Below are 26,487 nucleotides of genomic sequence, written 5' to 3'. Positions count from 1 at the left end.
GCGGCTTTATGCTGCGCGCGAACCAGAGGGTGCCGCAGTGCAGAAACCGGCTTTCGACAACCCGGACGTGACCGTCATCACGCCGACCTCCCCCGTGTCGGAGCCGACGCATGGCGGGCGGGCCAAATGCCTGCAACGTCTGATACGGCTCGACCTGCCGGTGCCGCGCACCGTGGCGCTGTCCTTCGATACGGTTCACAGGTTCACCAGCGGTTACCGCCCCGACGTGTCGGGCATATTGGCCGAGTTCGCACCGAGCGCGCTGCTCTGCGTGCGCCCGTCGTCGCAGGATCCCGATTGGGGCGGGCCGCGCGCGGTGCTCAATATCGGGATGAACGATGCGCGCCATTCCGAACTGTGCAAGCGCATCGGCGCGCGCGGGGCAACGGAGATCTACCTGCGCTTCATCCAGACCTATGCCGTCGATGTCGCGCGGCTCGATGCGGAGATGTTCGACGATCTTGGCGGCACGGGGCCGGAGGCGCTGAAACGGGCGCTGCGCCGGTTCGAGGACGAGGCCGAGGAGCCGTTTCCACAGGATCGCGGTGTGCAGCTTGCCGAGATCCTGCGCTCGATGGCGCGGGCCTGGGAGGGCACCACGGCGCGGCTGTTGCGGCAGGCCAAGGGCGCGCCGGTGGATGCCGGGCTCGGGCTTGTCGTGCAGGAAATGACCCTCGGGGGCGGGACCGGCGAAAGCGGCGCAGGCGTGCTGCAACTGGTCGACTCCACAACCGGCAAACCGCAGGTCACGGGACGCTATCTCAGCCGAAGCCAAGGCCGGGAGGCTGTCGAGGAGGATGCGCGGTCCATCTATCTCGAAAAGGATCCGCGCGGCGCGTCGCTGGAAGAGCTGGCCCCGGACGCCTTCGCGGCGCTCAAGGATCACGCGGCGCGGATGCGCGAGCGGCTGCGCGAGGAAATGCAGATCGAGTTCACCATCGCCGATGGCGATCTGCATATCCTCGACGGCGTTCGGGTCGAGCGCAGCGCCCGCGCCGCGCTCAGGATCGCGGTGAGTCTCGCGGATGACGGGATCATCACCCGGCAGGAGGCGCTGATGCGGATAGAGCCCCGCGCCCTGCCCGAGCTGTTGCACCGGCAAGTGGCGGCGTCGGCAAAGCGCGATATCGTCGGCTCCGGCATCGCAGCCAGTCCGGGCGCCGCGACCGGGCGGATCGTTTTTACGTCCGAAGCCGCGCAGGCCAGCGCCGCGCGCGGCGAGCCCTGCGTTCTGGTGCGCCGGGAGACCAGCCCGGAGGACATTCGCGGAATGCATGCGGCCTCCGCCGTCCTGACCGAACGCGGCGGCATGACCAGCCACGCAGCGGTGATCGGGCGCGGTCTGGGTCTGCCCTGCATCGTCGGCGCCGCCAACCTGCGCTACAGCCCCGACCAAAAGACGCTTCTGGCACAGGACGGGCGCGTGCTGAACGAGGGCGACGAAATCACCATCGACGGCACCAGCGGGCAGGTGCTTGTGGGTGCGGTAGAGACGATCGAGGCCAATCTCGACGAGACCTTTCGCCGCTTCATGAGCTGGGCCGATGCCGAGCGCGATATCGGCGTGCGCGCCAATGCCGACACGCCGGCCGATGCGCGCGCGGCCGTGCATTTCCGCGCGCAGGGTATCGGGCTGTGCCGCACCGAACATATGTTTTTCGAGACCGAACGGCTGACCCCCATGCGCGAGATGATCTTCGCGCAGGATGCAAAGGACCGGGAAGCCGCGCTCGAAATCGTGCTGCCGATGCAGCGCGCGGATTTCCTCGAACTTTTTCGCATCATGCAGGGCCATCCTGTCTGCATCAGGCTTTTCGACCCGCCGCTGCACGAATTCCTTCCCACCTCGCGCTCCGGGCAACGCGAACTTGCCGAGGCGCTGGATATCCCCGTTAGCGATGTCACCCGCCGGATCGATGGCCTCACCGAATACAACCCGATGCTGGGCATGCGCGGCGTGCGGCTGGGCATCACCGTGCCCGAGATCTACGACATGCAGGCCCGCGCCATTTTCGAGGCTACGGTCGAGGCGGGGCGCGAGGGCGTGCAGATCGTGCCGGAAATCATGCTGCCGCTCGTGTCGGCCAAGCGCGAAGTGGAGCTTGTCCGCGCGCGGATCGAAGCGGTCGCCGCTTCCGTGCGCGCCGAACGCGGTGCCGATTTCACCTTCCGCCTCGGCGTTATGGTCGAAACGCCCCGCGCCTGCCTGCGCGCCGGGGATATCGCCGAGCATACGCAATTCCTGAGTTTCGGCACCAATGACCTGACTCAGATGACCTATGGTCTGTCGCGCGATGATGCCGGGCGGTTCATGTCGGAATATGTGCGCCAGAGCGTCTTTGACGAGGATCCTTTCCACCGGCTCGACAGCGAAGGCGTCGGCGAATTGCTGTCGCTGGGTGCCACGCGCGGGCGGGCCGCCCGGCCGGATGTGATCCTGTCGATCTGCGGCGAACATGCGGCGCATGCCGATTCGATAGCCTTCTGCCGCGCCGCCGGATTCGACTATGTCAGCTGCTCGCCGTTTCGCGTTCCGGTGGCGCGGCTTGCGGCGGCACAACTGGCGCTCTCCGACAAGATGAAGTAGCGAGTCCCTCGCTGGCCCGCGATATCTTCCATGCCGTTCAATACGGCGGCAGGTTTGCGCTTGGCCGTGCGCCCCCTTGCCTTGTGATCTGGGCGGATCTTCGCTAACAGCCCGCTCGTCTGCGCGGCGCTGCCATTGTCAAGTGTGTTCTGCCGCCACCAACAACATCGCGAGATGAACACTCGTCATGACAAGATTTCTTGCTCTGCTCCTGGCGGCGGCCATGCTGGCCACGCCTACCCTGGCCGATCGCGCGGATGATGACGTCGCATCGCTGCTGGTCGAAGAACAAAATGGACTGAACGCTGCCGGCAAGTCCCATTTGAACGCACTCGTGACCCCCGTGTCGCGGAAATCCGCCGTCTATTCCGCCGCTTGGGTCAACAGCCAGAAAACCGCCGGTGGCGGCGCGCAATGGGAGTGCCTGGCCGAAGCGCTCTATTTCGAAGCGCGCGGCGAAACGATCAAAGGCCAGTTCGCCGTTGCCGAAGTGATAATGAACCGCGTCAAGAGCGGCCGGTTCCCCGATACGGTCTGCGGTGTGGTCAACCAGGGCACGGGCCGCAAATACCAGTGCCAGTTCACCTACACCTGCGACGGCATCCCCGAACGCATCCGCGAACCGCGAGCCTGGAAACAGGTCGGCAAGATCGCGCGGGCCATCCTCGATGGCGTCGCCCCGCTCAACCTGACCGATGGGGCCACGCATTACCACACCAAGGCCGTGAGCCCGCGCTGGTCGCGGACCTATACGAAAACCGCCTCCATCGGTGTGCATCTGTTCTATCGCCACACTTGGCGGGTCAGCGCGAACAGCTGACCGGCTGCCATTGCGCCGAATGTCGTGATCGGGGCGAAAAACGCCCGTTCGCGGCGTTCCGGTCGCACGCCGGCTCTGCTAGGTCGGAGTGACAGCATCTGATCCGGGGCGGCCATGAGCAGCGAAATCCGCGAAGCCTTCGCACATCCGACCGAGCGGGCCATCGCCACGGCCAAGGACGGCCCCGTGGACCGCATTTCGCTGCGCGATCATATCGTGCAGGTCGAAATTGGCGCCTTCCAGGCCGAGCGCGGCACGACGCAGCGCGTTTGCTTCAACATCGTGGTCGAGGTCGAGCCGCAAACGCAGCAGATCGACGACGATGTGGATCGCATCCTGTCCTATGACCGCGTGACCGAAGCCATCGCCGCGGAGCTTGCGGCCGAGCGGGTGAACCTTCTCGAAACGCTCGCAGCGCGGATTGCGGAGCGGATATTGCAAGAGCCGCAGGCGCGGCGCACCTTCGTGCGGATCGAAAAACTGGATCGCGGCCCCGGCGCGCTTGGGGTGGAGATCGTGCGCTCGCGCGACGATCTGGGCCGCGCGATCGGCACGGCGCAGGAACGGCCACATCCGCGCGTTGTTCACCTGTCCAATGAGGCCATCGCCTCACCGCATCTCGGCGGTTGGATCGATGCCTTGAGCGCGCGGGACGCACCGGTGATCTTTTGCATCGGACGGCCGGACGTGGCACCGCCGCAAGTGCCGCACAGGATGGCGCAGCGGCGGATCGATCTTCTCTCCATCGAACAGAATGCCTGGTGTCTGGCGGCCCGCGATGCCCGCTGCAAGGTGGTGGCGACCCGAACCGAACTCGACTGGGCGATGAAGAACGGACAGGTCTGCGTCTGGGCGCCGTCGAAAATCGTCCTCGACGCTGTCGAGCGGCCTGCGCTGGACGCAACCGGCCCGGTGGATCTGACACTCTGGTTTGCCGCATTGATCGAAGCCCGCGAGATTCTGAGCATTGGTGAGACGGCGTCGCCGGGCGGCAGCGTGCCGGTTCACAACCGCCCCATTGGCGAAACCGTGCTCTGAGACCTTGCCAAATCGCCCCCGGCGTTTCATTGAACCGGCATGAGCGCCTATTATCGCCCCCTCCCCCGCTCCGGCCCGCTGCGGCCCGGCGGGGCGCTTCCGCTGGCTGGCGGGTCGTTCTGGTTCGCCGACATTGCGCTTGAGCAGCGTGGCCGCGCGCCCGAAATCGTCCCGGCACGAGAGGCGCCGCACGCTGTGCTGGAGCGACTGACTGCGGCGCGCGCGCCCATCGCGGGATGCGATATGCGCCGAACGCGCATCATGGGGATCCTCAACGTCACGCCCGACAGTTTTTCCGATGGTGGACGATATCAGGACCGCGATGCCGCTCTGGTCCAGGCACGCCGGATGCACTCGGATGGCGCCGATATCATCGATGTGGGCGGCGAAAGCACGCGGCCCGGCGCGCGAACGGTGAGCGTTTCGGACGAGATCGACCGGGTCGCCGCGCCGATCCGGGACGTCGCGGCGCAGCTCGATGTGCCGATCTCAATCGACACCCGCAAGGCCGAGGTGGCGCGCGCCGCGCTACACGCCGGCGCTGCGATCGTCAACGATGTGTCGGGCTTCACCTTCGATCCCGCGCTTGCCCCGCTATGCGCCGAACGCGGCGTGCCTGTCTGCGTCATGCATGCCCAGGGTGATCCGGAAACCATGCAGGACGCCCCGCGCTATGACGATGTGCGTCTCGATGTCTACGATTTCCTCAGCGAACGGGTCGATGCACTCGTTGCGCAGGGCATCGCACGCGAGCGGATTATCGTCGATCCCGGTATCGGTTTCGGCAAGACGCTGGAGCACAACCTCGCGTTGCTGCGCGATATCGCGCTGTTTCATGCGCTGGGCTGCCCGATCCTGCTGGGTGCCTCGCGCAAGAAGTTCATCGGCACGATTTCCGGCGCGGAGGCGGCGGATGCGCGGATGCCCGGCTCGGTCGCAATCGCCTTGCACGCGGCCACGCAGGGCGTGCAGATCGTGCGGGTGCATGATGTTTTGGAAACCCGCCAGGCGCTCGCGTCCTGGCGCGCGGTGAATACGGGAGAGGGATGATGGCGCGCAAACTGTTCGGAACCGACGGGGTGCGCGGCACCGCGAACACGCCTCCGATGACGGCCGAGATGGCGCTTCGGATCGGCGCTGCCGTGGGCCGGCATTTCCGCCGTGATTCCCAGGGCGTGCACCGCGTGGTCATCGGAAAGGATACGCGGCTTTCGGGCTATATGTTCGAAAACGCGCTGACCGCCGGGCTGACCTCGACCGGCATGAACGTGCTGCTGCTCGGCCCGGTGCCGACGCCGGCGGTCGGGCTGCTGACACCCTCGATGCGGGCCGATCTGGGGATCATGATCTCGGCCAGTCACAACCCGGCTGCCGATAACGGGATCAAGTTCTTCGGCCCGGACGGGTTCAAGCTGTCGGATGCCGATGAGGCCGAGATCGAAGCGCTGATCCATTCCGGGGTCGAGTTGGCAGAAGCCGGCAATATCGGCCGCGCCAAACGGATCGACGATGGCCGGTTCCGGTATCAGGAGCGGGTCAAATCGACCTTTCCATCCGGCAAACGGCTCGACGGGCTCAAGGTCGTGGTGGATTGCGCCAATGGCGCCGCCTATAAGGCCGCGCCCGAGGTGCTTTGGGAACTCGGCGCGGATGTCGTGCCGCTCGGCGTTGCGCCTGACGGGCTCAACATCAACCGCGGCTGCGGCTCGACCGAGCCGCGGCTTGCCGCCGAGGCGGTGGTGGCGCATGGCGCGGACGTGGGCATTTGCCTCGATGGCGATGCCGATAGGGTGATCCTGATCGATGAGACCGGGCAGGTGGCCGATGGCGACCAGATCATGGCATTGATGGCAGCACGCTGGGCCGAGGAAGACCGCCTCCGGGGCGGCGTGCTGGTGGCGACGGTCATGTCGAACCTTGGCCTGGAGCGGTTCCTCGATGCGCGCGGGCTGCGGCTGGAGCGCACCGGCGTCGGCGACCGCTATGTCGTGGAGGCGATGCGGCGCGGTGGCTGGAACCTCGGGGGTGAGCAATCGGGTCATATCGTGATGACCGATTACGCGACCACCGGCGATGGGCTCATGGCGGGGCTGCAATTTTTGGCCGAGATGTGCCGCTCCGGCCAACCGGCCAGTGCGCTCGCCCGCAATTTCGAGCCGGTGCCGCAGCTTCTGAAGAACGTGCGCTATTCCGAGGGCGATGCACCGCTCGAACGCGCGTCAGTCAAATCGGCGATTGCGGAGGCCGAGGCGCGTTTGAATGGAACGGGGCGGCTCTTGATCCGCAAATCGGGGACCGAACCGCTGATCCGGGTGATGGCGGAATGCGAGGACGAGGCGCTGCTTGCGGAGCTGGTCGACGGGATCGTGGCCGAGGTCGGCGCGACGGCGTGAACGTGAGGAGGATTGGGGGCCAGCCCCCAAACCCCCGGGATATTTCAGGCAAGAAGAAAGTCAGGCCTGCGATGTGCCGTAGATCTTCGCGATGCGCTGTATGGCCTGTTCGGGGGCCATCTCCTCGCTCTCGCCCGTGCGGCGCGAGGTGAGTTCCACGACACCGTTCTTGAGCCCGCGCGGCCCGACGGTGATGCGCCATGGCAGGCCGATCAGGTCCATCGTGGCGAATTTGCCGCCCGCGCGTTCGTTGCGATCGTCGTAGAGCGGATCGAGACCGAGCGCCTTCAGGCTGTCGTAAAGCACCTCGCAAGCTGCATCGGCCTCGGAATCGCCCTGTTTCAGATTGACGATGCCGGCATGGAAGGGCGTGACGCCCTCGGGCCAGATGATGCCCTTGTCGTCATGGCTCGCCTCGATGATCGCGCCGAGAAGGCGGGAAACACCGATGCCGTGGCTGCCCATGTGGACGGGCAGCCTGTTGCCCTCCCGGTCGGTGACGGTGGCGCCCAGCGCGTCGGAATACTTGGTGCCGAAATAGAAGATCTGTCCCACCTCGATCCCGCGCGCCGTGCGGCGGCGCGCTTCGGGCACCTTGGCGAATTCGGCCTCGTCATGCGTCTCATCGGTGCGGGCATAGCGCGAGGTGAACTCTTCGAGAACGGCCTGGCATTGGGCCTTGTCGCTGTAGTCGATTTCCCGGTCGCCAAAGGTCAGATCGGTGATCTCGCTGTCGTAGAACACTTCGGACTCGCCTGTTTCGGCCAGCACGAGGAATTCATGCGTGTTGTCGCCGCCGATGGGGCCGCTATCGGCGCGCATCGGGATCGCCTGAAGCCCCATGCGTTCATATGTGCGCAGGTAGCTGACAAGGTGGCGGTTATAGGCGTGCAGAGCGTCCTCTTTCGTCAGGTCGAAATTGTAGCCGTCCTTCATCAGGAATTCGCGGCCGCGCATGACGCCGAAACGGGGGCGGATCTCGTCGCGGAACTTCCACTGGATCTGGTAGAGCGTCAGCGGCAGATCCTTGTAGCTGCCGACATGGGCGCGGAAGATATCGGTGATCAACTCCTCGGCGGTCGGCGTGAAGAGCATGTCGCGCCCGCCGCGATCGGTGATACGCAGCATCTCGTCGCCGTAAGCGTCATAGCGCCCGCTTTCGCGCCACAGATCGGCCGACTGGATCGTCGGCATGAGCATCGCCAGATGCCCGGCCCGCGCCTGCTCCTCATGGACGATATCCTCGATCTTGCGCAGCACCTTGAAACCGAGCGGCAGCCAGGAATAGATGCCGGCGCTCGCCTGTTTGATCATGCCGGCGCGCAGCATGAGGCGGTGGCTGACGATCTGCGCCTCGGCGGGCGTTTCCTTGAGCACGGGCAGGAAATAACGGGACAAACGCATCTTCAAAGGCCTCTCGGGGGTGGTTTGCGCCGTCCTATCCGGTTGGCCGGGGGCGGGCAAGAGATTGCGGGCGGGGCGTTTTTGCGTCGACGCAAAACGCCCGATGCGTTAACGCATCGGGGAACCTACGCATCGCATCCGTCCGGCCGCGTGCAAGAGCAGGCCGGACCCCAGGAAAAGGCAGTCGCATCATGGCGCTTTCGGCGCGGGAACAGTTGAAATACTGGGGCATCGCCGCGCTCGTCTTCGTGGCGATCCTCTGGCTTCTGGGCGATGTGCTGCTGCCCTTCGTGCTGGGCGGCGCGATCGCCTATTTCCTCGATCCGGCGGCGGACAAGCTCCAAAAGCTGGGGCTATCGCGCGTCGCTGCTACCGCGCTGATCACGGTGATCGGCATCGTCGCCTTCACCATCATGCTGCTCTATCTCATCCCGACGCTGATCCGCCAGGCCAACGAGCTTATCGAAGTTGCGCCGAGCGTGTTCAACCGCCTGCGCGATTTCCTGTCCGAGCGGTTTCCCGACGTCATGAATTCAGAGAGCGCCCTGCGCCGATCGCTCGTGTCGCTGGGCGAGACGATACAGGCGCGCGGCGGAGAGCTTCTGAATACCGTCCTGAGTTCTGCTGCCGGGATCATCAACGTCATCCTGCTTTTTGTCGTCGTGCCGGTCGTGGCGGTCTATCTGCTGCTCGATTGGGACAACATGGTCGCCCGTATCGACAGCCTGCTGCCGCGCGATCATGCGCCCACCATCCGCCGGCTCGCCCGCGATATCGATCGCACCTTGGCCGGTTTCATTCGCGGAATGGGCACGGTCTGCATCATCCTGGGCACCTATTACGCGCTGGCGCTCATGGCGGTTGGGCTGCAATTCGGGCTGGTGGTCGGCTTTCTTGCCGGTTTGCTCACCTTCATCCCCTATCTCGGCGCTTTCATCGGCGGGGCGCTGGCCATCGGACTGGCGCTCTTCCAGTTCTGGGGCGATTGGGTGCCCATCGGGCTCGTCGCGGGCATTTTCGTGCTCGGCCAAGTGGTCGAGGGCAATATCCTGACGCCCAAGCTGGTCGGATCTTCGGTGGGTCTGCACCCTGTCTGGCTGATCCTCGCGCTTTCGATCTTCGGCACGCTCTTCGGCTTCGTCGGCATGCTTGTCGCGGTGCCGGTGGCTGCCGCGATCGGCGTGATCGCCCGCTTTGCCGCCGAGCGCTACAAGCAAAGCCAGCTTTATCGCGGCGAGAGCGGGCAGGATAACGGTTAGATGCCCGAGCAGATGAAATTCGAAATCCCCTCCCGGCCGGCTCTGGGGCGTGGGGATTTCTACGTCACTCAAAGCAACGCGGTCGCGCTCGCGCTGATCGATACCTGGCCGAATTGGCCGGGCGGCAAGCTGGTGCTGACCGGGCCGCCCCGATCCGGCAAGACCCATCTCGTCCATGTCTGGAGCGCGGAGAGCGGCGGGCGCAAGATTGCCGCAACCGATCTGGAGGAGGCCGGAATCCCGGATCTTGCCGCAAGCGACATCTGCGTCGAGGATGTGGAGCGCATCGCGGGGAACGCAGAAGGTGAGGCGGCGCTCTTTCATCTGCACAATCTTGTGCTGGCGAATGGCCGCACGCTTCTTCTGACAGCGAGCGCGCCGCCATCGCGCTGGGGGCTGGCGCTGCCCGATCTGGCAAGCCGCATGGCCGGCAGCACCGTCGCCCGCATGGCACCGCCGGACGATCTGCTGCTTTCGGCCGTTCTGGCGAAGCTGTTCGCGGACCGCCAGATCGTGCCGATGGCCGATGTCATCCCCTATCTGGTCCGCAGGATGCCGCGCTCCTTCGATGCGGCAGGGCGGATCGTGGAGCATCTGGACCGCGAGGCGCTTGGCACGCCGAAGGGTGTGACACGCGCCCTCGCGCGCAAGGCGATGGATGCGCTTGAATTCCCCGAGCAAAGCGCGCCAGACTAGGGGCGGCCCCGCAGCGGTGCCGTTCATGACGCCAATAGCGGGGGATAGCATGACCAGTGCGGATTTTCTGAACGCCGAACGCCCTGCCCCGGTGAAGCTTGCCGATAGCGATCTCGCCGGGCCGGGACGTTTCGTGAACCGCGAATTGTCTTGGCTGGGGTTCAATTGGCGCGTGCTCGAAGAGGCCGAGAACCCGCGCGTGCCCTTGCTCGAACGGCTGCGTTTCCTGTCGATCTCGGCCACCAATCTCGATGAGTTCTACACCGTTCGGGTCGCGGGGCTTCGCGAACTGGCGCAGGCCGGGAACACCACACCGGCGGCGGACGGGCTGACCCCGGCGGAACAGCTCGTTCTGATCAACGAGGATGCGCGCAAGCTGATGGCCTCTCAACAGCGCATCCTCGGCGATCTGCGTGCGCAGATGGAGGCGGAACGTATCGCCATTGTGAACCGGGACGATTTGGACGAGGCCGACCTCGCGCATCTCGAGGACGTGTTTCTCAACCAGGTCTTTCCGGTGCTCTCGCCCCTTGCGGTCGATCCGGCGCATCCTTTTCCGTTCATTGCAAATAACGGCTACTGCCTCGCGTTGCAGCTTGAGCGGCGCGGCGACAAGACGGGTCTGCAAGCGCTTCTTCCTATCCCGGCGCAAGTGGCGCGGTTCGTGGCCTTGCCCGCGCCGGAGGGCGAGCATCGCTTCGTGTTTCTCGAAGATGTGCTGCTGCTGCATTTCGACCGGCTGTTCCCCGGCTACAAGCTGCGCGATCATTTCGGATTCCGCGTCCTGCGCGACAGCGATATCGAGGTCGAGGAAGAGGCCGAGGATCTGGTGCGCGAGTTCGAGGTCGCGCTCAAGCGGCGGCGGCGCGGGGAGGTCGTGCGGCTGACCGTATCGGCCGGTGCGCCAAAAGGGCTTCGCGCCACCGTGATGCAGGAATTGCGGGTGCGCGAGGATGACGTCATCGAACTCACCGGAATGATCGGCGTCGCCGACCTGCGCGAGCTTGTGCTCGATGCGCGGCCCGATCTGCTCTGGCCCAGCTTCAGCCCGCGCGTGCCCGAACGGGTGCAGGATCATGACGGCGACATGTTCGCCGCGATCCGGCAAAAGGACATGCTGCTGCACCACCCCTACGAGACCTTCGACATGGTGGTGCGGTTCCTCGCACAGGCCGCGCGCGATCCCGACGTGGTGGCGATCAAGCAGACGCTTTATCGCACCTCGCGCCAGTCGCCCATCGTCGCGGCGCTTTGCGAAGCGGCGGAGGATGGCAAATCCGTCACCGCGCTGGTCGAGCTCAAGGCCCGGTTCGACGAGGCTGCGAATATCCGGCAATCGCGGCGGCTGGAGCGGTCTGGCGCGCATGTGGTTTACGGCTTTCTCGAATGGAAGACCCATGCCAAGATCTCCATCGTCGTGCGCCGCGAAGGCGACAGGCTGGTCACATACACCCATTACGGCACCGGCAATTACCACCCGATCACCGCAACCATCTACACCGATCTGAGCCTTTTCACCTGCGACGCCAAGCTGGGGCGCGATGCCACCAAGGTGTTCAATTACCTGTCCGGCTATGCCCAGCCCGAAGGGCTGGAAAACCTCGCCATCTCGCCCCATTCGCTCAAGCCGAAAATGCTGGAGATGATCGCGGCGGAAGCCGAACACGCCCGTTCGGGCAAACCGGCGCGGATCTGGCTGAAGATGAACTCGCTGATCGAGCCGGACATGATCGACGCGCTTTATGCAGCCAGTCAGGACGGCGTGCAGATCGACTGCGTGATTCGCGGCATCTGCGGTCTGCGCCCCGGCGTGAAGGGGCTGAGCGAGAATATCCGCGTCAAATCCATCGTCGGACGGTTTCTCGAACATTCGCGCATCGTCTGTTTCGGCAACGGCCACGGGCTGCCGCACAAGAAGGCGCGGGTGTTCATGTCATCGGCCGACTGGATGGGCCGCAATCTCAACCGCCGGATCGAAACGCTGGTCGAGATCGAGAACGCGACCGTCAAGGCGCAGATCGTCAGCCAGATCATGGCGGCGAACCTCGCCGATGTCGCGCAAAGCTGGGTCATGCAGCCGGACGGCCATTTCCGCCGCGCCCAATGGGACGAAGGCAGCTTCGCCTTCAACTGCCACCGTTTCTTCATGGAGAACCCGTCGCTTTCGGGGCGCGGTTCGGCGGGCGCATCCGATGTGCCCAAGCTGACGCATACGTCGGACGATTGATGCGTTCAGGCCCGTATGTCAGGCGCCCGTCGATCCACGCGCGCCCGACCCCGGCTGCCGCCGAAAAAGCCAGTGCCACAGGCGCGCCGGTCGTGGATCGGGCGGCGGGCCATTTTGCAAGTCGAGTTTCATTTTCGCAAAGGCCGCCTGTTCCTTTCGATATTCTGTAAGCGGCTGGCGCGGTATATCAATGGGTCGAATGACGGGCATCATTGGGTGTCTCCGGTGTCCGGTTGCCCGTTGCAAGCTAGCCATACGCGTCAGCCTCGATCAGACCGGAAAACCGGATGTGGAGTTTTGAAAATGAAAGCCGGCCCCGACTGGAACGATCTGGCGTATTTCTCGGCGATCGCGCAACATGGCGGCCTTGCGCGGGCGTCAGCTGAGCTCGGCATCAGCGCTGCCACGCTGAGCCGCCGGATGAAGGCGTTCGAAGCCGATCTCGGACGGCGCCTGTTCCGCCACGGCGCCGAAGGATACGCGTTGACCCGCGACGGAGAGGCGCTCGTCCAGAAGACACGAGGCATGGAAGCAGCGGCGCGTCAGATTACCCAGTGGCGCGACGCAGCCGATGGGCCGGTCTGTGTTCGCATTTCCGCAGGCACCTGGACAGCGCTCGATCTGGCCGAGCGGTTGCCGGAGTATTGGCGCGAAAGCGCGCCATGGGTTCCCGAGTTTGTCTATTGCGATCTCGACCTCGATATCGCCCGTCGCGAGATCGATATCGGGGTGCGTAATCGGCGCCCGGAACAGCCTTGGGTGGCACGCCAGCAGATCGGCTGGGTCGACTACGCCGTCTATGGCGCGAACTCCACTGTCACGGGGTGGATCGGTCCATCATGGGGCGCTCCCGCAACGCCGTCTAGCCGCTGGATCACGGAAAACCACGGCAGCGGCATCGTCACAAAGGCCAACAGCCCGCATCTGGCTTGCACGCTTGCGCGGGCCGGGGTCGGACGTGTCGTGCTTCCGATGTTCATCGGGAGCCGGATGGACGGTCTGGTCCGCCTGTCCGATCCGATCGCTGCGCTACGCAGTGAACAATGGCTCGTTTCGCACCACGATACGCGGCGGGAAGAGCCCGTGCGCGCGGCGCTCGATGCGATCGCCGGATATCTCGCCCGCCGGGATGCAGGGTAACAGGCGCAGCCGGGCGCAGATCAAACGACCAGCACCCATACCAGCGCCAGGCTGACGATCAGGTAGACCAGCGTGTTGACCATCCAGCGGATGAGTCCGGCTTCGCCCTCTGGATCGACGCCGAGGCGTTCGCATACCTTGGTTCCCGGCCAGAGAAATGCTTCGGAAAGTGTCATGTCGGCGCCCCTCTAATCAGTATAGAATTTACCTATTCGGTAGCAGGCGCGAATTGATATGGCAAATACTTATTTTATTCCCCGTGCAACGGCCGAAAACAAAGCCGGTCCCGCAGGCGAGTTTCCTTGACCTGCTGCGCCCGCTTTGACAACTTGCACGCGATCTGACCGGGAGGCCTTATGGGCGTGATCTCAGACCCCGACGGTGACCCGCATGGCCCGTTCGGCAGGCCGCTCTTCGATGGACCGAAAGCGCGCGCGCTCGCGCGCGTCGGTGTCGTCGATATCGGTTCGAACTCGGTGCGACTCGTGGTTTTCGACGGCGCGGCGCGCTCGCCCGCCTATTTCTATAACGAAAAGCTGATGTGCGCGCTGGGGGCCGGCATGTCGGAAACGGGCCGGCTCAACCCCGAGGGCCGTACGCGCGCGCTCAATGCGCTGCGCCGGTTCAAGGCGCTGGCAGAAGGCATGAACCTGCCGCCGCTCACGGTCGTCGCGACCGCCGCGGTGCGCGAGGCGAAGGACGGGCCGGATTTCCGCGCCGATGTGCTGCGCGAGACGGGCCTGCGCATCTGGGTCATCGGCGGCGAGGAAGAGGCCCGGCTTTCGGCGCAGGGTGTTCTGCTGGGCTGGCCCGGCAGCTACGGGCTGGTCTGCGATATTGGCGGCTCTTCGATGGAACTGGCCGAGATGGCCGAAGGACGTGTCGGGCGGCGCATCAGCTCGAATCTCGGCCCGCTGAAACTGCGCGATCTGCCCGGAGGGCAAAAGGGCCGCGACGCGCATATCCGGGACGTCATGCAGCAGCTTGCAGATCACATGGGGCCGCAACCGGACCGGCTGTTCCTCGTTGGCGGCTCCTGGCGGGCGATCGCGCGGGTCGACATGCTGCGCCGCGACTACCCGCTGCATGTCCTGCACGAATACCGGATGGACCGCCGTTCCGTCAGCGACACCGTCAAGTTCATCAAATCCTCCGATATAGAGGAGCTGCGGCAGGCCTGCGGTATATCCTATGCGCGGATGAGCCTTGTGCCCTATGCCGCGGACGTTCTGAAGCGACTGGTGCAAACCTTCCGACCGAAGGATATCGCGATATCAAGCTATGGTATCCGCGAGGGGCTGCTCTACGAGCAGATGCCGCAGGAATTGCGCGAGCGCGATCCGCTGATCGAATCCTGCCGCTTCGCCGAATCCAAGGATGCGCGGCTGCCCGGGTTCGGAAAGAAGCTCTACCGCTTTGTCTCGCCGCTGTTCTCGGGCGCCGATCCCGCCCGGATCCGGCTCGTGAAAGCCGCCTGCCTGCTCCACGATGTAAGCTGGCGCGCGCATCCCGATTACCGCGCGGAGACCTGCTTCGACAACGCAACGCGCGCCAATCTGGGCGGGCTGAAACATTCCGAACGGGTATTTCTCGGGCTCGCGCTCTTGCACCGCTACAAGAACAAGCGCACGGGCACGCGGTTCGAGGATCTCGAGGGGTTGATTTCCGACAAGGAAACGCAGGAGGCCGAGGTGCTCGGCAAGGCGCTGCGCTTCGGAGCGATGCTCTGGATGTCGGATACGAGCGCGGATGGCACGGTTCTGGAATGGAAGCCGCGCAAACGTCTGTTGCGGCTCAAGCTGACGCCTAAATCCGCGCCCCTTTACGGCGAGGTTGCCGAAGCGCGGTTCCTGTCGCTGGCCGCATCGCTGAATGCCGAAACGGACGTGCGCCTTGGGTGCGGATCGGATGCGTGACGCATCCGGATTTTCCATCAATGGAAAATGGGGGGCCAGCCCCCCGGCGCAAAGCGCCACCCCCCGAGGTATTTAGCGCCCAAAGAAGCCAGAGGACCGGATACTTAACGCCGTTCCACCTTGTTTCGAATATGACGGATCGCCAGCCAGACAAGCGTAATTATCGGCAGCGTGACCGCCGCGATCAACGTGCCGCGGCCGATGCCGAGGCGCTCGGCGGCCGGGTAGAGTAGATAGCCCGCAAGCGAAACCGCATAATAGCTGATCGCGACCACCGAAAGACCCTCGACCGTCCTTTGAAGGCGCAGCTGGAGATCCGCCCGTTGGTTCATGCTCTGGAGCAATTGCTGGTTCTGCGCGGAGCGCGCGACCTCGACACGTGTGCGTAAAAGATCGCCCGCGCGCATGGCGCGCTGGGCCATGGCCGAAAGCCGGGTTTCGGCGGATGTGACCGTGCGCATTGCCGGATCGTAGCGCCGCATCATGAATTCCGCAAAGGTCTGGCGCCCCTCGAAGCGGGTTTCGCGCAAGACCGAGATACGCTGAGAAACGATGGCCTGATAGGCACCCGTCGCGCCGAAGCGGAAGGAGGTCTGCGCCGAGAGGCTTTCCAGTTCGGCCGAAACGGCGAGCAGCGCCTTCAGGCGGTCCTCTTCCTGCCCGTCCCCATTGGTCATCGTCGCCATCAGCCGGGTCAGTTCATTGTCGATCTCGCCCATGCGGGGGCCGATTTCGCGCGTGCGGGTGAAGCCGAGCATCGACATGGTCTTGTAGGTTTCGATCTCGCAAAGCCGCTGCACGATGCGGCCTGCACGGCGTTGGCCGATGCCTTGGCGCACGAAAACGGCGAAGCGCAGATGACCGGCCGGATCGATGCGAAAATCGCCGGCGATGATCGCCTCATCGTCCAGAACCCGGCTGACGGCGAGGCTTTCGGGCACGAACCAATCGGTCAGCAGCGACGCGATACGTGTTTCCTCGGGCCGGTCCTCCACGCGGATCAGGGCAGAGGTGATGCGCGTGCCGGGGGCACCGGCCAGCCAATCCTCGGGAAAGACGTTCATATCGTCGGGATCGAAGGGTTTGGGCGCGAGGCCGTTTAGGAAGACGGTGTAGGTGACGAATTCGGTATGCTGTTCCCATTTGAGGACATGCTGGCCGATCTGCCCCGAGAAATGCGTGGCGCCCGGTTGCGGATGTGCGGTGCCGTAACGATCGAGCAGCGCCTTGAGATGTTCGATATCCTGGGTCTTGTCGCGTGCGGCGGCGGATTTGGGTTGCTTGATCGCCAGAAAGACCGCGCGGCAGGGCGCGTCGAGCGCCGGAAAAGGGCGCGCGTGCAGTTCATTCGCGAGAGCGTAGCGCAGGGGGTGGTCCTGGATCGGGGGCATGGGGCGCTCCGGTTGGGTAGGGTTCGAAATAGGCGCAGCCGGGGGGGTAAGTAAAGAAAAATCCCTTTTGTTTCCAGCGCGTTATCGGTGCACCTTGGTATGCAATCGGCAATGCCGGACGAAAAAGCCCCGGCGCGAGGCCGGGGCTGTGTCGATGCGCTGTGACAGATCGTCAGTCGATCCGGGTCAGAAGATCTTCGAGAGACTTCTTGGCATCGCCGTAGAACATCCGCGTGTTGTCCTTGAAGAACAGCGGGTTCTCGATACCCGAATAGCCGGTGCCCTGCCCGCGCTTGGAGACGAATACCTGCTTGGCCTTCCAGCATTCCAGCACCGGCATTCCGGCGATGGGGCTGTTGGGATCGTCCTGCGCCGCCGGGTTCACGATGTCGTTGGAGCCGATGACGATGGCGACATCCGTGTCGGGGAAATCGTCGTTGATCTCGTCCATTTCCAGCACGATGTCATAGGGCACTTTCGCCTCTGCGAGAAGCACATTCATGTGGCCGGGCAACCGGCCCGCGACGGGGTGGATGGCAAAACGCACCGACTTTCCCTTGGCGCGCAGACGGCGGGTGAGTTCGGCGACGTTCTGCTGCGCCTGTGCCACCGCCATGCCGTAGCCGGGGATGATGATGATGCTGTCAGCCTCGTCCAATGCCTGCGCCACGCCGTCGGCGTCGATCGGCACCTGTTCGCCCTCGACCGCCTGCTGCTCGCCCGCCGGGCCGCCAAAGCCGCCGAGGATCACCGAGATGAAGCTGCGGTTCATCGCCTTGCACATGATGTAGCTGAGGATCGCACCGGACGAGCCGACGAGCGCACCGACCACGATCAGAAGATCATTGCCGAGGCTGAAGCCGATGGCTGCCGCGGCCCAGCCGGAATAGGAGTTGAGCATGGAGACAACGACCGGCATGTCCGCGCCGCCAATGCCCATGATCAGGTGATAGCCGATGAAGAGCGCCAGCAGGGTCAGCAGGATCAGCGTCCAGCTGCCCGAGCCGCCGAGATACATCAGCGCCAGGATCAGCGACAGTGCCGCCGCGCCGGCGTTCAGCAGATGCCCGCCCGGCAGTTTCTTGGCGGAGGTATCGACCTTTCCGGCCAGCTTGCCATAGGCGATCACTGAGCCTGTGAAGGTCACGGCTCCGATCCAGATGCCGAGCACCAGCTCGACCCGAAGGATGGTGATCTCGACCGAGGATTTCTTGGCGATGAGCTGGCCGAAGGAGGACAGCTCGTTATAGACCGCCGCCGGGAGGCCGATGGCAGTGTAGCCGTCAGGTCCGACCGCGCCGAGGATGAGCGCGTTTGCCTCGTAGACCTGCGCGATGTGGTTGATCATCAGATCGGCGTTGAAGCCGACGAAGACCGCTGCAAGGCCGACAAGGCTGTGCATGATCGCCACAAGCTCGGGCATCTGCGTCATCTGCACGCGCGTGGCAAGCTGATAGCCTACCGCCGCGCCCAGCGCGATCAGCACCAGCGAGACGAGCCATAGCCCCTGCCCCGGCCCGAACAGCGTGGCCAGAACGGCAATCGCCATGCCGACGATGCCATACCAGACCGCGCGCTTGGCGCTTTCCTGGTTCGACAGGCCGCCCAGCGACAGGATGAAGAGAACAGCGGCGACCGCATAGGCCGCGATGGTGAATCCGAATTCCATGATGCGGCCTCCTTAGGATTTCTGGAACATGGCGAGCATGCGCCGCGTGACGAGAAAGCCGCCGAAGATGTTGATCGCGGCCATGAAAATGCCCAGCGCGGCAAGGAACATAATCAGCCACGAATTCGAGCCGATCTGGATCAGCGCGCCCAGGATGATGATCGAGGAAATCGCGTTCGTCACCGCCATCAGCGGCGTGTGCAGCGAATGGGCGACGCCCCAGATCACCTGGAAGCCGATGAAGACCGACAGCACGAAGACGATGAAATGCTGCATGAAGCTGGCCGGCGCGACGAGCCCGACCGCCAGAACCAGCGCGCCACCCAGAGCGAGCAGGCCCACCTGCCGCTTGGTCTGCGCCTTGAATTCGGCGATCTCGCTCGCGCGTTTTTCCTCGGGCGTCAGCTCCTTGGGCTTTTCCTTGGGCTTGGCCGCGATGGCCTGCACCTTGGGGGGCGGCGGCGGGAAGGTGACTTCCTTGTTGTGCGCGATTGTCGCGCCCCGGATCACATCGTCATCCATGTCGTGATTGACCTGTCCGTCCTTATCGGGCGTGAGGTCGAACATCATGTGGCGGATGTTGTTGGCATAAAGGTTGGACGATTGCGTCGCCATGCGGGACGGGAAATCGGTGTAGCCGATGATCGTCACGCCATTGTCGGTGACGATTTTCTCGTCCTTGACCGTCAGCTTGCAATTGCCGCCCTTCTCCGCCGCGAGGTCCACAATCACCGAGCCGGGTTTCATGCTCTCGACCATGTCTTTGGTCCAAAGCTCGGGCGCTTCGCGGTTGGGGATCAACGCCGTGGTGATGACGATGTCCATGTCGGGCGCCAGTTCGCGGAACTTGGCAAGCTGGGCTGCGGTGAATTCCGGTGAGGAGACAGACGCATAGCCGCCCGAGGCGGAGCCATCCTGCTGTTCCTCGTCGAAATCGAGGAACACGAATTCCGCGCCCATCGATTCGACCTGTTCGGCCACTTCGGGGCGCACGTCGAACGCATAGGTGATCGCGCCCAGCGCCGTCGAGGTGCCGATGGCGGCAAGCCCGGCCACACCTGCACCGACGACCAGAACCTTGGCGGGCGGCACCTTGCCGGCGGCTGTCACCTGCCCGGTGAAGAAACGTCCGAAATTGTTGCCCGCCTCGATCACCGCGCGATACCCGGCGATATTGGCCATGGAGGAAAGCGCATCCATCTTCTGCGCACGGCTGATGCGCGGCACCATGTCCATCGCGATGACCGACGCACCCTTCTCGGCGGCCTGTTTCATCAGCTTTTCGTTCTGCGCCGGGTAGAAGAAGGAGATGAGCAGCTGTCCCTCGCGGGTGCGCTTCACCTCGGTCTCGGTGGGGGGCGCGACCTTGGCGATCACGTCGGCGGCTTCCCAGAGCGCGGCGGCGGTCTTGGCGATCTCGACCCCGGCATCCTTGTAGGCAGCATCGTCATAGCCTGCCGCGGCGCCCGCGCCGCTTTCGATGATGCAGTCATACCCCAGCTTTTGCAGCTGACGGGCGGAATCAGGCGTCATCGCGACGCGCGCCTCGCCCTTCTTCACTTCCTTTGGCGTTCCGATTTTCACCTGAACCGTCCCCCTATGCTTCATTGCGCATTGCCGTTGCGACACGTTTTCCGGCATTGGGTCTATAATGCTGACCTAAAGCGCACAATGCGCCTGCCGTCTGAAGAGGGCGTTTAGAACAACTGGTCGCAGGCTTCTAGAGCCAACGTCGCGTTTGTTTCTCGTAACGGGCATAATCCGCACGAAAATTGCGCCGCAGGCGGTTTTCTTCCGGGATGATAAAGCGCGTTTCCATAACCCAGACGAAGATGGGAACGAGTGGGAGCGATAACACCGCGTCCCAAAAGAGGATCATCCCCGTCAGGATCAGCGAATCGGCGACATAGATCGGATTGCGGCTGCGCGAATAAATGCCGCTCGTCACCAGCGCGCTTGCGGTTTCATGCGGCATGACGGTGGTCCGATGGCGGCGCAGTTCGTAGGCCGCAAGAGCCATCAGCACCAGCCCGCCGCCGACAAGCAATCCGCCCACCAGATCGGCCCAGACCGGGCCGAAACTTAGCCCGAAGCCGACAAATGTCTTTTGCAGCCATGCCAAGATCAGCGCGGCGAGAAGCCAGACCTTCGGGATATCGATATACCGTTCCATTCCCGCGCTATAGACCAGCCCGGCCGCGTGCGCGAGACGGATTGCGACACGTGCCCTACATTTTCACGCAGCCGAGGATTTCGTTCTGCGGTATCCGCGCCACCATCACCCCGCCCGACACGCGCTTGACGTGATAGCCATAGCCGCGCATGCGGAATTTCCATTCGGTGTCTGACAGGGTTTTCTGCCGCTCGGCGACAAGAAAGTGGCGCAGTGCGCCCAGATCGGTCTGTGTGCTGGTTTCCGCAAACATGGTGTCTCCTCGTACGTTACCCCTCTCTTCTGGCGGCGGAACTTGGCCGATTTTGGAACAAAAAAGGGTGTTTTTCGGAAACGGAAACAATGAATGGGGCCGAAAGATGACTCTCGGATCATCCTTTCGTTTCGTTCACCACCGGGGTCACGCGCGCGCGGCGCAGCACCGCCTCGCGCCAGGTGATGAAGGCGACCGAGCCCATGATCACCGCACCGCCCAAGATGACCCAGGGATCGACCGGCTCGGCGAACAGCAGCACGCCGATGGCGACGGACCAGACCAGTTGCAGGAAGGTCACCGGCTGGGTCACGGTCACGGGCGCCGCGGCGAAGGCAAGCGTCATGGTGAAATGGCCCGCTGTTGCGAAACAGGCAACAGCCGCCAGAACGCCCAGATCGACGAGGTTCGGCGTAACCCAGACGGCGATTGCGAAGGGTGCCAGTCCGATGGTGACGGTGATCGACAGCAACGCGACGATCATGCTCGCCGGAACTTCGTCCGACAGGATCTTGGCCGTTAGATAGCTGAAGGCGAAGAAAAGCGCCGTGCCCAGCATCGCGACATGCCCCGCATCGAGCTCCCGAAACCCCGGCCGGAGAATGATGAGCGCCCCGATGAGAGCCGCGACCACCGCCAACGCGCGCCGCAGCGCCAATGTCTCGCCCAGAAGAAAGACGGCGAGGATGGTGACATAGACCGGATTGAGGTAATTCATCGCGGTGACTTCGGCGATCGGGATCCGCGTCATCGCGAAGAACCACAGGATCACGCCGAAGGTATGGAAGAGCCCGCGCACCGCGAAAAGCCGTTTCTGCCGCCCCGAAAGCCGCAGCGCGGCCAGCTGGCGCCAGACCGGAATCAGGAAGAGCAGTCCGATCAGATACCGCAGAAAGGCCGATTCCGCTGCCGGGATCCGCCCGCCCAGCGATTTCACGAGCGCCGTGACCGCGACGAAGCACAGCCCTGTCACGACCATCCAAAGGATGCCCCGGACCGGATTCACCGAACTTGCAGGACGCGCCGTATTCATGCCGGCAATGGATCGGATGGGCGCGGCAATGGCAAGGGCTCGGAGCAGGCCCGAGGGGGATCTCCGGGCTCGAGTTGGCGATGGCGGGCGACCTGCCGTCCGTCACATCGAAAGCAGCTTCACCGCAATCGCCCACATCACCAAACCGATCACCACGTCCAGCACCTGCCACGCACGCGGTTTGGCGAAAAGCGGTGCAAGGAGCCGTGCGCCGTAACCGAGGCCGAAGAAGAACACGAAGCTTGCCGTCATCGCGCCCAGCGCGAAATTCAACCGGTCGTCGTATTGCGCCGCGACCGCACCCAGAAGGACCACCGTGTCGAGATAGACATGCGGGTTGAGCCATGTCAGCGCGAGGCAGGTCACGAGCGCCCGGCGCAGCGATCCTGCCGCCTCTCCCGCCTGCATCACCTGCCCCCCGCGCCACGCGCTGAGGAAGGTGCGCGCGCCATACCAGATCAAGAATGCCGCCCCCAGAAGCCGCATCGCCAGTTCCAGACCCGGCACCGCCTGCGTCAGCGCACCGAACCCCGCGACCCCGGCGGCGATCAGCACCGCATCGGACAAGGCACATGTCAGGCAAACGGCAAAGACATGCGATCTGAGCAAGCCTTGCCGCAGCACGAACGCATTTTGCGCGCCAATGGCGAGGATCAGCGAAAAGCCGAGCGCGAAGCCCGCGAGCGCTGACGTCATCAGAGCGCGCGCCAGCCGATATCGGAGCGGTAGAACCCCTCGGGCCAATCGACGCTGGCGGCCTGCGCATAGGCGCGCTCGCGGGCCTCCTGCAACGTCGCGCCGCGCGCGGTGGCGTTCAGCACGCGGCCACCGGCGGCAACGATCTCGCCGTCCCGTTTCGCCGTGCCAGCGTGGAACATCATCTGGAACGGATCGTCCGAGTAATCGCGCAAGCCTCGTATCGGGCTGCCTTTCCTGTATGCACCGGGATAGCCCTCGGCGGCCAGAACCACCGTCATCGCGTGATCGTCCGCCCAGTTGACCCGCGCGCCCGCAAGCCGGCCTTCAGCACAGGCCTGCATCAGATCGAACGCCTGCGCGCCGAGCCGCATCATCAACACCTGACATTCGGGATCGCCGAAACGGGCGTTGTATTCCACCAGCCGCGGGGCGCCGTCCTCGATCATCAATCCGGCGTAAAGCACCCCTCGATAGGGCGTGCCGCGCCGTGCCATCTCGGCGACGGTCGGCTTGATGATCTCATCGAGCGCCTTTTGCGCCACCTTATCGGTCAGCACCGGCGCGGGAGAATACGCGCCCATGCCGCCCGTATTTGGGCCGGTATCGCCCTCGCCGACACGTTTGTGATCCTGCGCGGTGCCGATGGGCAGAACGTCCGTGCCGTCGCAGAGCACGAAGAACGAGGCCTCCTCTCCGGCCATGAACTCCTCGATCACCACTTCGGCCCCCGCGCCGCCGAAGGAGCCGCCGAACATCTCGTCAATCGCCGCGTCCGCCTCGGCCACGGTTTGCGCCACGATCACCCCCTTGCCGGCGGCCAGACCGTCGGCCTTTACCACGATGGGCGCACCCTGCGCGCGGACATAGGCCTTGGCCGAAGCGGCATCGGTGAAATGCCCGTAGTCCGCCGTCGGTGCACCTGCGGCCGCGCAAATTTCCTTGGTGAACGCCTTGGACGCCTCGAGCCGCGCGGCGGCGGCCGAAGGACCGAACACGCTGAACCCCGCATCAAGCAGGTCATCCGCGACGCCGGCGGCCAGCGGCGCTTCGGGGCCGATGATGACGAAATCGATGCTGTGATCCTGCGCGAAATCGACCACCGCGCTGCCATCCTCGATGTCGAGCGTCGCGCAATCTGCGATCTGGGCGATCCCGGCATTGCCCGGCGCGACGATCAGCTTGTCGCATTTGGGATTCTGCATCACCGCCCAGGCCAGCGCATGTTCGCGCCCGCCGCCGCCAAGGATCAGGATATTCATGCGCGCGCCCTTCGTCGATGCTTCACCTCTGTGCGCGTGCGTTCTAGGGTCGCGCGCAGGCAAGAGCAAGCGAGGCCCCATGTCCGAACTGATCGACGATCCCCGACCGGGACAGAACATGCCGGAATACACCGTCTCGGAAGTGTCGGGCGCGGTCAAGAAGACGCTGGAGGGAGAGTTCGGCCGCATCCGCGTGCGCGGCGAGGTCGGGCGCGTGTTCCGCGCGCGCTCGGGGCACCTTTACTATGACGTCAAGGATGACCGGAACGTGCTGGCCTGCACGACGTGGAAAGGCCAGATCGGCCAGCTTTCGGTCGTGCCCGAAGAAGGGCTGGAGGTTGTCGTCACCGGGCGCATGACAGCGTTCGGCGGGCAGTCGAAATACAATCTCAATGTCGATGAAGTCACCGTGGCGGGCGAAGGCGCGCTGATGGCGATGCTGGAGAAGCGCAAGAAGGCGCTGGCTGCCGAAGGGCTGTTCGATCCGGCACGCAAGCGGCCCCTGCCCTATCTGCCGGATGTGATCGGCGTCATCACCTCGCCCTCCGGTGCGGTGATCCGCGACATCCTGCACCGCCTGCGCGACCGCTTTCCGCGCAAGGTGCTGATTTGGCCCGTCGCCGTGCAGGGCGCGGCCTGCGCGCCCGAGGTGGCCCGCGCCATCGCCGGGTTCAACGCGCTGACACCGGGCGGCGCGCTGCCCCGGCCCGATCTGCTGATCGTGGCGCGCGGCGGCGGCAGCATCGAGGATCTGTGGGGCTTCAACGAGGAAATCGTGGCCCGCGCCGCGGCGGCGTCCGACATTCCGCTGATCTCGGCGGTGGGGCACGAGACCGATACGACGCTGATCGATTACGTCTCGGACCGGCGCGCGCCGACGCCCACTGCGGCAGCTGAAATCGCGGTGCCGGTGCGGCTGGAGCTGCTTGGCTGGGTCGGCGACGCGCAGGGACGCATGAGCCGGGCGATGCTCCAGCGGATGCAGACCCGCGACCAGCGCCTGCGCGATCTGGCCCGTGCCCTGCCGCGCCCCGACGCGCTTCTGTCCGGCCCGGTGCAATGGCTCGACCTGATGGCCGACCGCCTGCCCCGCGCGCTGACGCGCTCGGTCGATCTGCGACGCGGACGGCTGATCGAAAGCGCCGCATCGCTGCGCCCCGGCCTTCTGGCGCGCAGCGTGGCCGAAGAGCGGCGGCGCTTCGAGGATGTCGCCAAGGGTCTGGCACCCTGCCTCTTGCGCCTTGTCGACAGAAAACGCGAGGCGCTGGCGCGGCGGGCGGACCGGCTGACCATAAAGCCCATCGAACGCGATCTGGCGGTGAAACGCGAGCGGCTGGAGACACTTTCGCGGCGCATGTCGGCGGCAGGGCAAACGCAAGTCAGGGACTGGCGCGCGCGGATCGATGCGCTCGACCGGCTGCGCGAAACGCTGGGCTATCGCGAAACGCTGCGGCGCGGCTATGCCGTGGTGCGCGGCGATGGCGAGGTGGTCACGACGCAAAAGGCCGCCAAGAGCGCGGCAGCGCTTGAGATCGAGTTCGCCGACGGTCGGCTGAGCATCGGAGCAGGTTCGAAACCCGCGCCCAAGGCCAGACCGAAACCGCCCGAACAGGGAACGCTTTTCTGATCCGGGCGGCGCGCGGCGATTTCGGGCTTTGCTTTCGCTGCGGCGGCTTTTAAGCCATTGGACATGAGAACACTCTTTCTGGGCGATGTGATGGGCCGCAGCGGCCGCAGGGCGATCACGGAGCGGCTGCGCGCGTTGCGCGAGCGGCTCAAGATCGATTTCTGCGTGGTGAACGGGGAAAACGCGTCGGGCGGCACCGGCTTGACCGGCAAACATGCCGAAGCCCTGCTCGATGCGGGGGCCGATTGCCTCACGCTGGGCGATCACGCCTTCGATCAAAAGGACATGCTGTCCTATATCGACAGCGAGCCGCGCATCCTGCGGCCGCTGAATTTCGCCAAGCAGGTGCCGGGGCGCGGGCATCGCCTTTTCACCGATGCGCGGGGTCGCAAGATCCTCGTGCTGCAGGTGCTTGGGCAGGTGTTCATGAAACGCGCTTTCGACGATCCCTTCTCGGCGGTCGATGCGGTGCTGCGCGCCCATCCCCTTGGCGGGCAGGCGCAGATGATCCTTGTAGATATGCATTGCGAGGCGACCTCCGAGAAGATGGGGATGGGCCATTTCTGCGACGGGCGCGCCAGCCTCGTCGTGGGAACGCACACCCATGTGCCGACAGCGGATGCCCAAATCCTGCCCGGCGGCACCGCGTTCCAGAGCGATGCGGGCATGTGCGGCGATTACAATTCCGTCATCGGCATGGAAAAGACCGAACCGATGCGCCGTTTCGTGACAGGCATGGGCAAGACGCGCTTTCAGCCGGCGCTCGAAGATGCCACACTGTGCGGCGTGATGGTCGAAACCGACGACAGAACGGGGCGCGCCACAGCCATTCACATGGTCCGCGATGGCGGACGGCTGCAGCCGACAGCGCCTTGATCCGGGCGGTCACGGCGCGAAGCCTTG

At 64.6% G+C, this 26,487-nt stretch carries 22 protein-coding genes; 12 read left to right on the top strand and 10 right to left on the bottom strand.

The window, feature by feature from the left end:
- Window positions 1-37: 37 nt before the first annotated feature.
- The 5 genes from M3465_RS08935 to glmM all read left to right on the top strand — a co-directional run bounded on the left by M3465_RS08935 (window position 38) and on the right by glmM (window position 6,838).
- Window positions 38-2,587: a putative PEP-binding protein gene (locus tag M3465_RS08935; RefSeq protein WP_249501383.1), complete on the top strand. Its 2,550-nt coding sequence runs from the start codon at window positions 38-40 to the stop codon at window positions 2,585-2,587.
- A gap of 187 nt (window positions 2,588-2,774) precedes the next feature.
- Complete coding sequence (locus M3465_RS08930) at window positions 2,775-3,407, top strand: cell wall hydrolase (RefSeq protein ID WP_249501382.1); 633 nt, start codon at window positions 2,775-2,777, stop codon at window positions 3,405-3,407.
- A gap of 114 nt (window positions 3,408-3,521) precedes the next feature.
- Complete coding sequence (locus M3465_RS08925) at window positions 3,522-4,445, top strand: dihydroneopterin aldolase (protein ID WP_249501381.1); 924 nt, start codon at window positions 3,522-3,524, stop codon at window positions 4,443-4,445.
- A gap of 39 nt (window positions 4,446-4,484) precedes the next feature.
- On the top strand, window positions 4,485-5,495 hold the full coding sequence (gene folP, locus M3465_RS08920) for a dihydropteroate synthase (protein WP_249501380.1): 1,011 nt from the start codon (window positions 4,485-4,487) through the stop codon (window positions 5,493-5,495).
- Complete coding sequence (gene glmM / locus M3465_RS08915) at window positions 5,495-6,838, top strand: phosphoglucosamine mutase (RefSeq protein ID WP_249501379.1); 1,344 nt, start codon at window positions 5,495-5,497, stop codon at window positions 6,836-6,838. The genes folP and glmM overlap by 1 nt, the downstream gene beginning before the upstream one ends.
- A gap of 60 nt (window positions 6,839-6,898) precedes the next feature.
- Here glmM and proS read toward each other — a convergent pair whose 3' ends face one another.
- Entirely contained in the window at window positions 6,899-8,242 is a 1,344-nt protein-coding gene (gene proS / locus M3465_RS08910; protein ID WP_249501378.1) for a proline--tRNA ligase, read from the bottom strand.
- A 191-nt stretch (window positions 8,243-8,433) separates the two neighbouring features.
- Between proS and M3465_RS08905 the strand changes: the two genes are divergently transcribed.
- From M3465_RS08905 to M3465_RS08890, 4 genes are all read left to right on the top strand, one after another.
- Window positions 8,434-9,501, top strand: a complete 1,068-nt coding sequence (locus M3465_RS08905) for an AI-2E family transporter (RefSeq protein ID WP_249501377.1) — start codon at window positions 8,434-8,436, stop codon at window positions 9,499-9,501.
- Window positions 9,502-10,197 carry a P-loop NTPase family protein gene (locus M3465_RS08900; protein ID WP_249501376.1) on the top strand — a complete coding sequence of 232 codons (696 nt, stop codon included), beginning with the start codon at window positions 9,502-9,504 and terminating at the stop codon, window positions 10,195-10,197. It abuts the gene before it with no gap.
- Window positions 10,198-10,246: 49 nt separating this feature from the next.
- Entirely contained in the window at window positions 10,247-12,424 is a 2,178-nt protein-coding gene (locus tag M3465_RS08895; RefSeq protein WP_249501375.1) for an RNA degradosome polyphosphate kinase, read from the top strand.
- Between the two features lie 303 nt (window positions 12,425-12,727).
- The gene (locus tag M3465_RS08890; protein WP_249501374.1) at window positions 12,728-13,564 is read left to right on the top strand and encodes a LysR family transcriptional regulator; all 837 of its coding nucleotides are present in this window, start codon (window positions 12,728-12,730) and stop codon (window positions 13,562-13,564) included.
- A 20-nt stretch (window positions 13,565-13,584) separates the two neighbouring features.
- Here M3465_RS08890 and M3465_RS08885 read toward each other — a convergent pair whose 3' ends face one another.
- Complete coding sequence (locus M3465_RS08885; RefSeq protein WP_249501373.1) at window positions 13,585-13,740, bottom strand: hypothetical protein; 156 nt, start codon at window positions 13,738-13,740, stop codon at window positions 13,585-13,587.
- A 180-nt stretch (window positions 13,741-13,920) separates the two neighbouring features.
- Here M3465_RS08885 and M3465_RS08880 point away from each other — a divergent pair, with 180 nt between their 5' ends.
- Entirely contained in the window at window positions 13,921-15,480 is a 1,560-nt protein-coding gene (locus M3465_RS08880; protein ID WP_502846105.1) for a Ppx/GppA family phosphatase, read from the top strand.
- Window positions 15,481-15,584: 104 nt separating this feature from the next.
- On the opposite strand, the gene M3465_RS08875 is transcribed toward M3465_RS08880, so the two are convergent.
- From M3465_RS08875 to purD, 8 genes are all read right to left on the bottom strand, one after another.
- Complete coding sequence (locus M3465_RS08875) at window positions 15,585-16,871, bottom strand: DUF3422 family protein (RefSeq protein WP_249501371.1); 1,287 nt, start codon at window positions 16,869-16,871, stop codon at window positions 15,585-15,587.
- A 172-nt stretch (window positions 16,872-17,043) separates the two neighbouring features.
- Complete coding sequence (locus M3465_RS08870; RefSeq protein WP_249501370.1) at window positions 17,044-18,540, bottom strand: NAD(P)(+) transhydrogenase (Re/Si-specific) subunit beta; 1,497 nt, start codon at window positions 18,538-18,540, stop codon at window positions 17,044-17,046.
- A 12-nt stretch (window positions 18,541-18,552) separates the two neighbouring features.
- Window positions 18,553-20,124, bottom strand: a complete 1,572-nt coding sequence (locus tag M3465_RS08865; RefSeq protein WP_249501369.1) for a Re/Si-specific NAD(P)(+) transhydrogenase subunit alpha — start codon at window positions 20,122-20,124, stop codon at window positions 18,553-18,555.
- A 136-nt stretch (window positions 20,125-20,260) separates the two neighbouring features.
- Complete coding sequence (locus M3465_RS08860) at window positions 20,261-20,713, bottom strand: methyltransferase family protein (RefSeq protein ID WP_249501368.1); 453 nt, start codon at window positions 20,711-20,713, stop codon at window positions 20,261-20,263.
- 55 nt (window positions 20,714-20,768) lie between these two features.
- Entirely contained in the window at window positions 20,769-20,966 is a 198-nt protein-coding gene (locus M3465_RS08855) for a hypothetical protein (protein ID WP_249501367.1), read from the bottom strand.
- A 118-nt stretch (window positions 20,967-21,084) separates the two neighbouring features.
- Window positions 21,085-21,999, bottom strand: coding sequence for a DMT family transporter (locus M3465_RS08850; protein WP_283254973.1), 915 nt, complete (start codon window positions 21,997-21,999; stop codon window positions 21,085-21,087).
- A gap of 102 nt (window positions 22,000-22,101) precedes the next feature.
- Window positions 22,102-22,695: a LysE/ArgO family amino acid transporter gene (locus M3465_RS08845; protein ID WP_249501365.1), complete on the bottom strand. Its 594-nt coding sequence runs from the start codon at window positions 22,693-22,695 to the stop codon at window positions 22,102-22,104.
- On the bottom strand, window positions 22,695-23,957 hold the full coding sequence (purD, locus tag M3465_RS08840) for a phosphoribosylamine--glycine ligase (protein WP_249501364.1): 1,263 nt from the start codon (window positions 23,955-23,957) through the stop codon (window positions 22,695-22,697). Before purD ends, M3465_RS08845 begins: the two co-directional genes overlap by 1 nt.
- A 79-nt stretch (window positions 23,958-24,036) precedes the next feature.
- On the opposite strand from purD, the gene xseA reads away from it, so the two are divergent.
- Window positions 24,037-25,584, top strand: a complete 1,548-nt coding sequence (xseA, locus tag M3465_RS08835; protein WP_249501363.1) for an exodeoxyribonuclease VII large subunit — start codon at window positions 24,037-24,039, stop codon at window positions 25,582-25,584.
- A 63-nt stretch (window positions 25,585-25,647) separates the two neighbouring features.
- The gene (locus tag M3465_RS08830; protein WP_249501362.1) at window positions 25,648-26,460 is read left to right on the top strand and encodes a TIGR00282 family metallophosphoesterase; all 813 of its coding nucleotides are present in this window, start codon (window positions 25,648-25,650) and stop codon (window positions 26,458-26,460) included.
- Window positions 26,461-26,487 lie beyond the last annotated feature (27 nt).

It is taken from the genome of Marivita sp. GX14005, assembly GCF_023370775.1.
Lineage (GTDB): Bacteria > Pseudomonadota > Alphaproteobacteria > Rhodobacterales > Rhodobacteraceae > Marivita.
The sequence above is the reverse complement of the archived record's forward strand: the minus strand, read 5'-3'. Positions and strand labels throughout refer to the sequence as shown.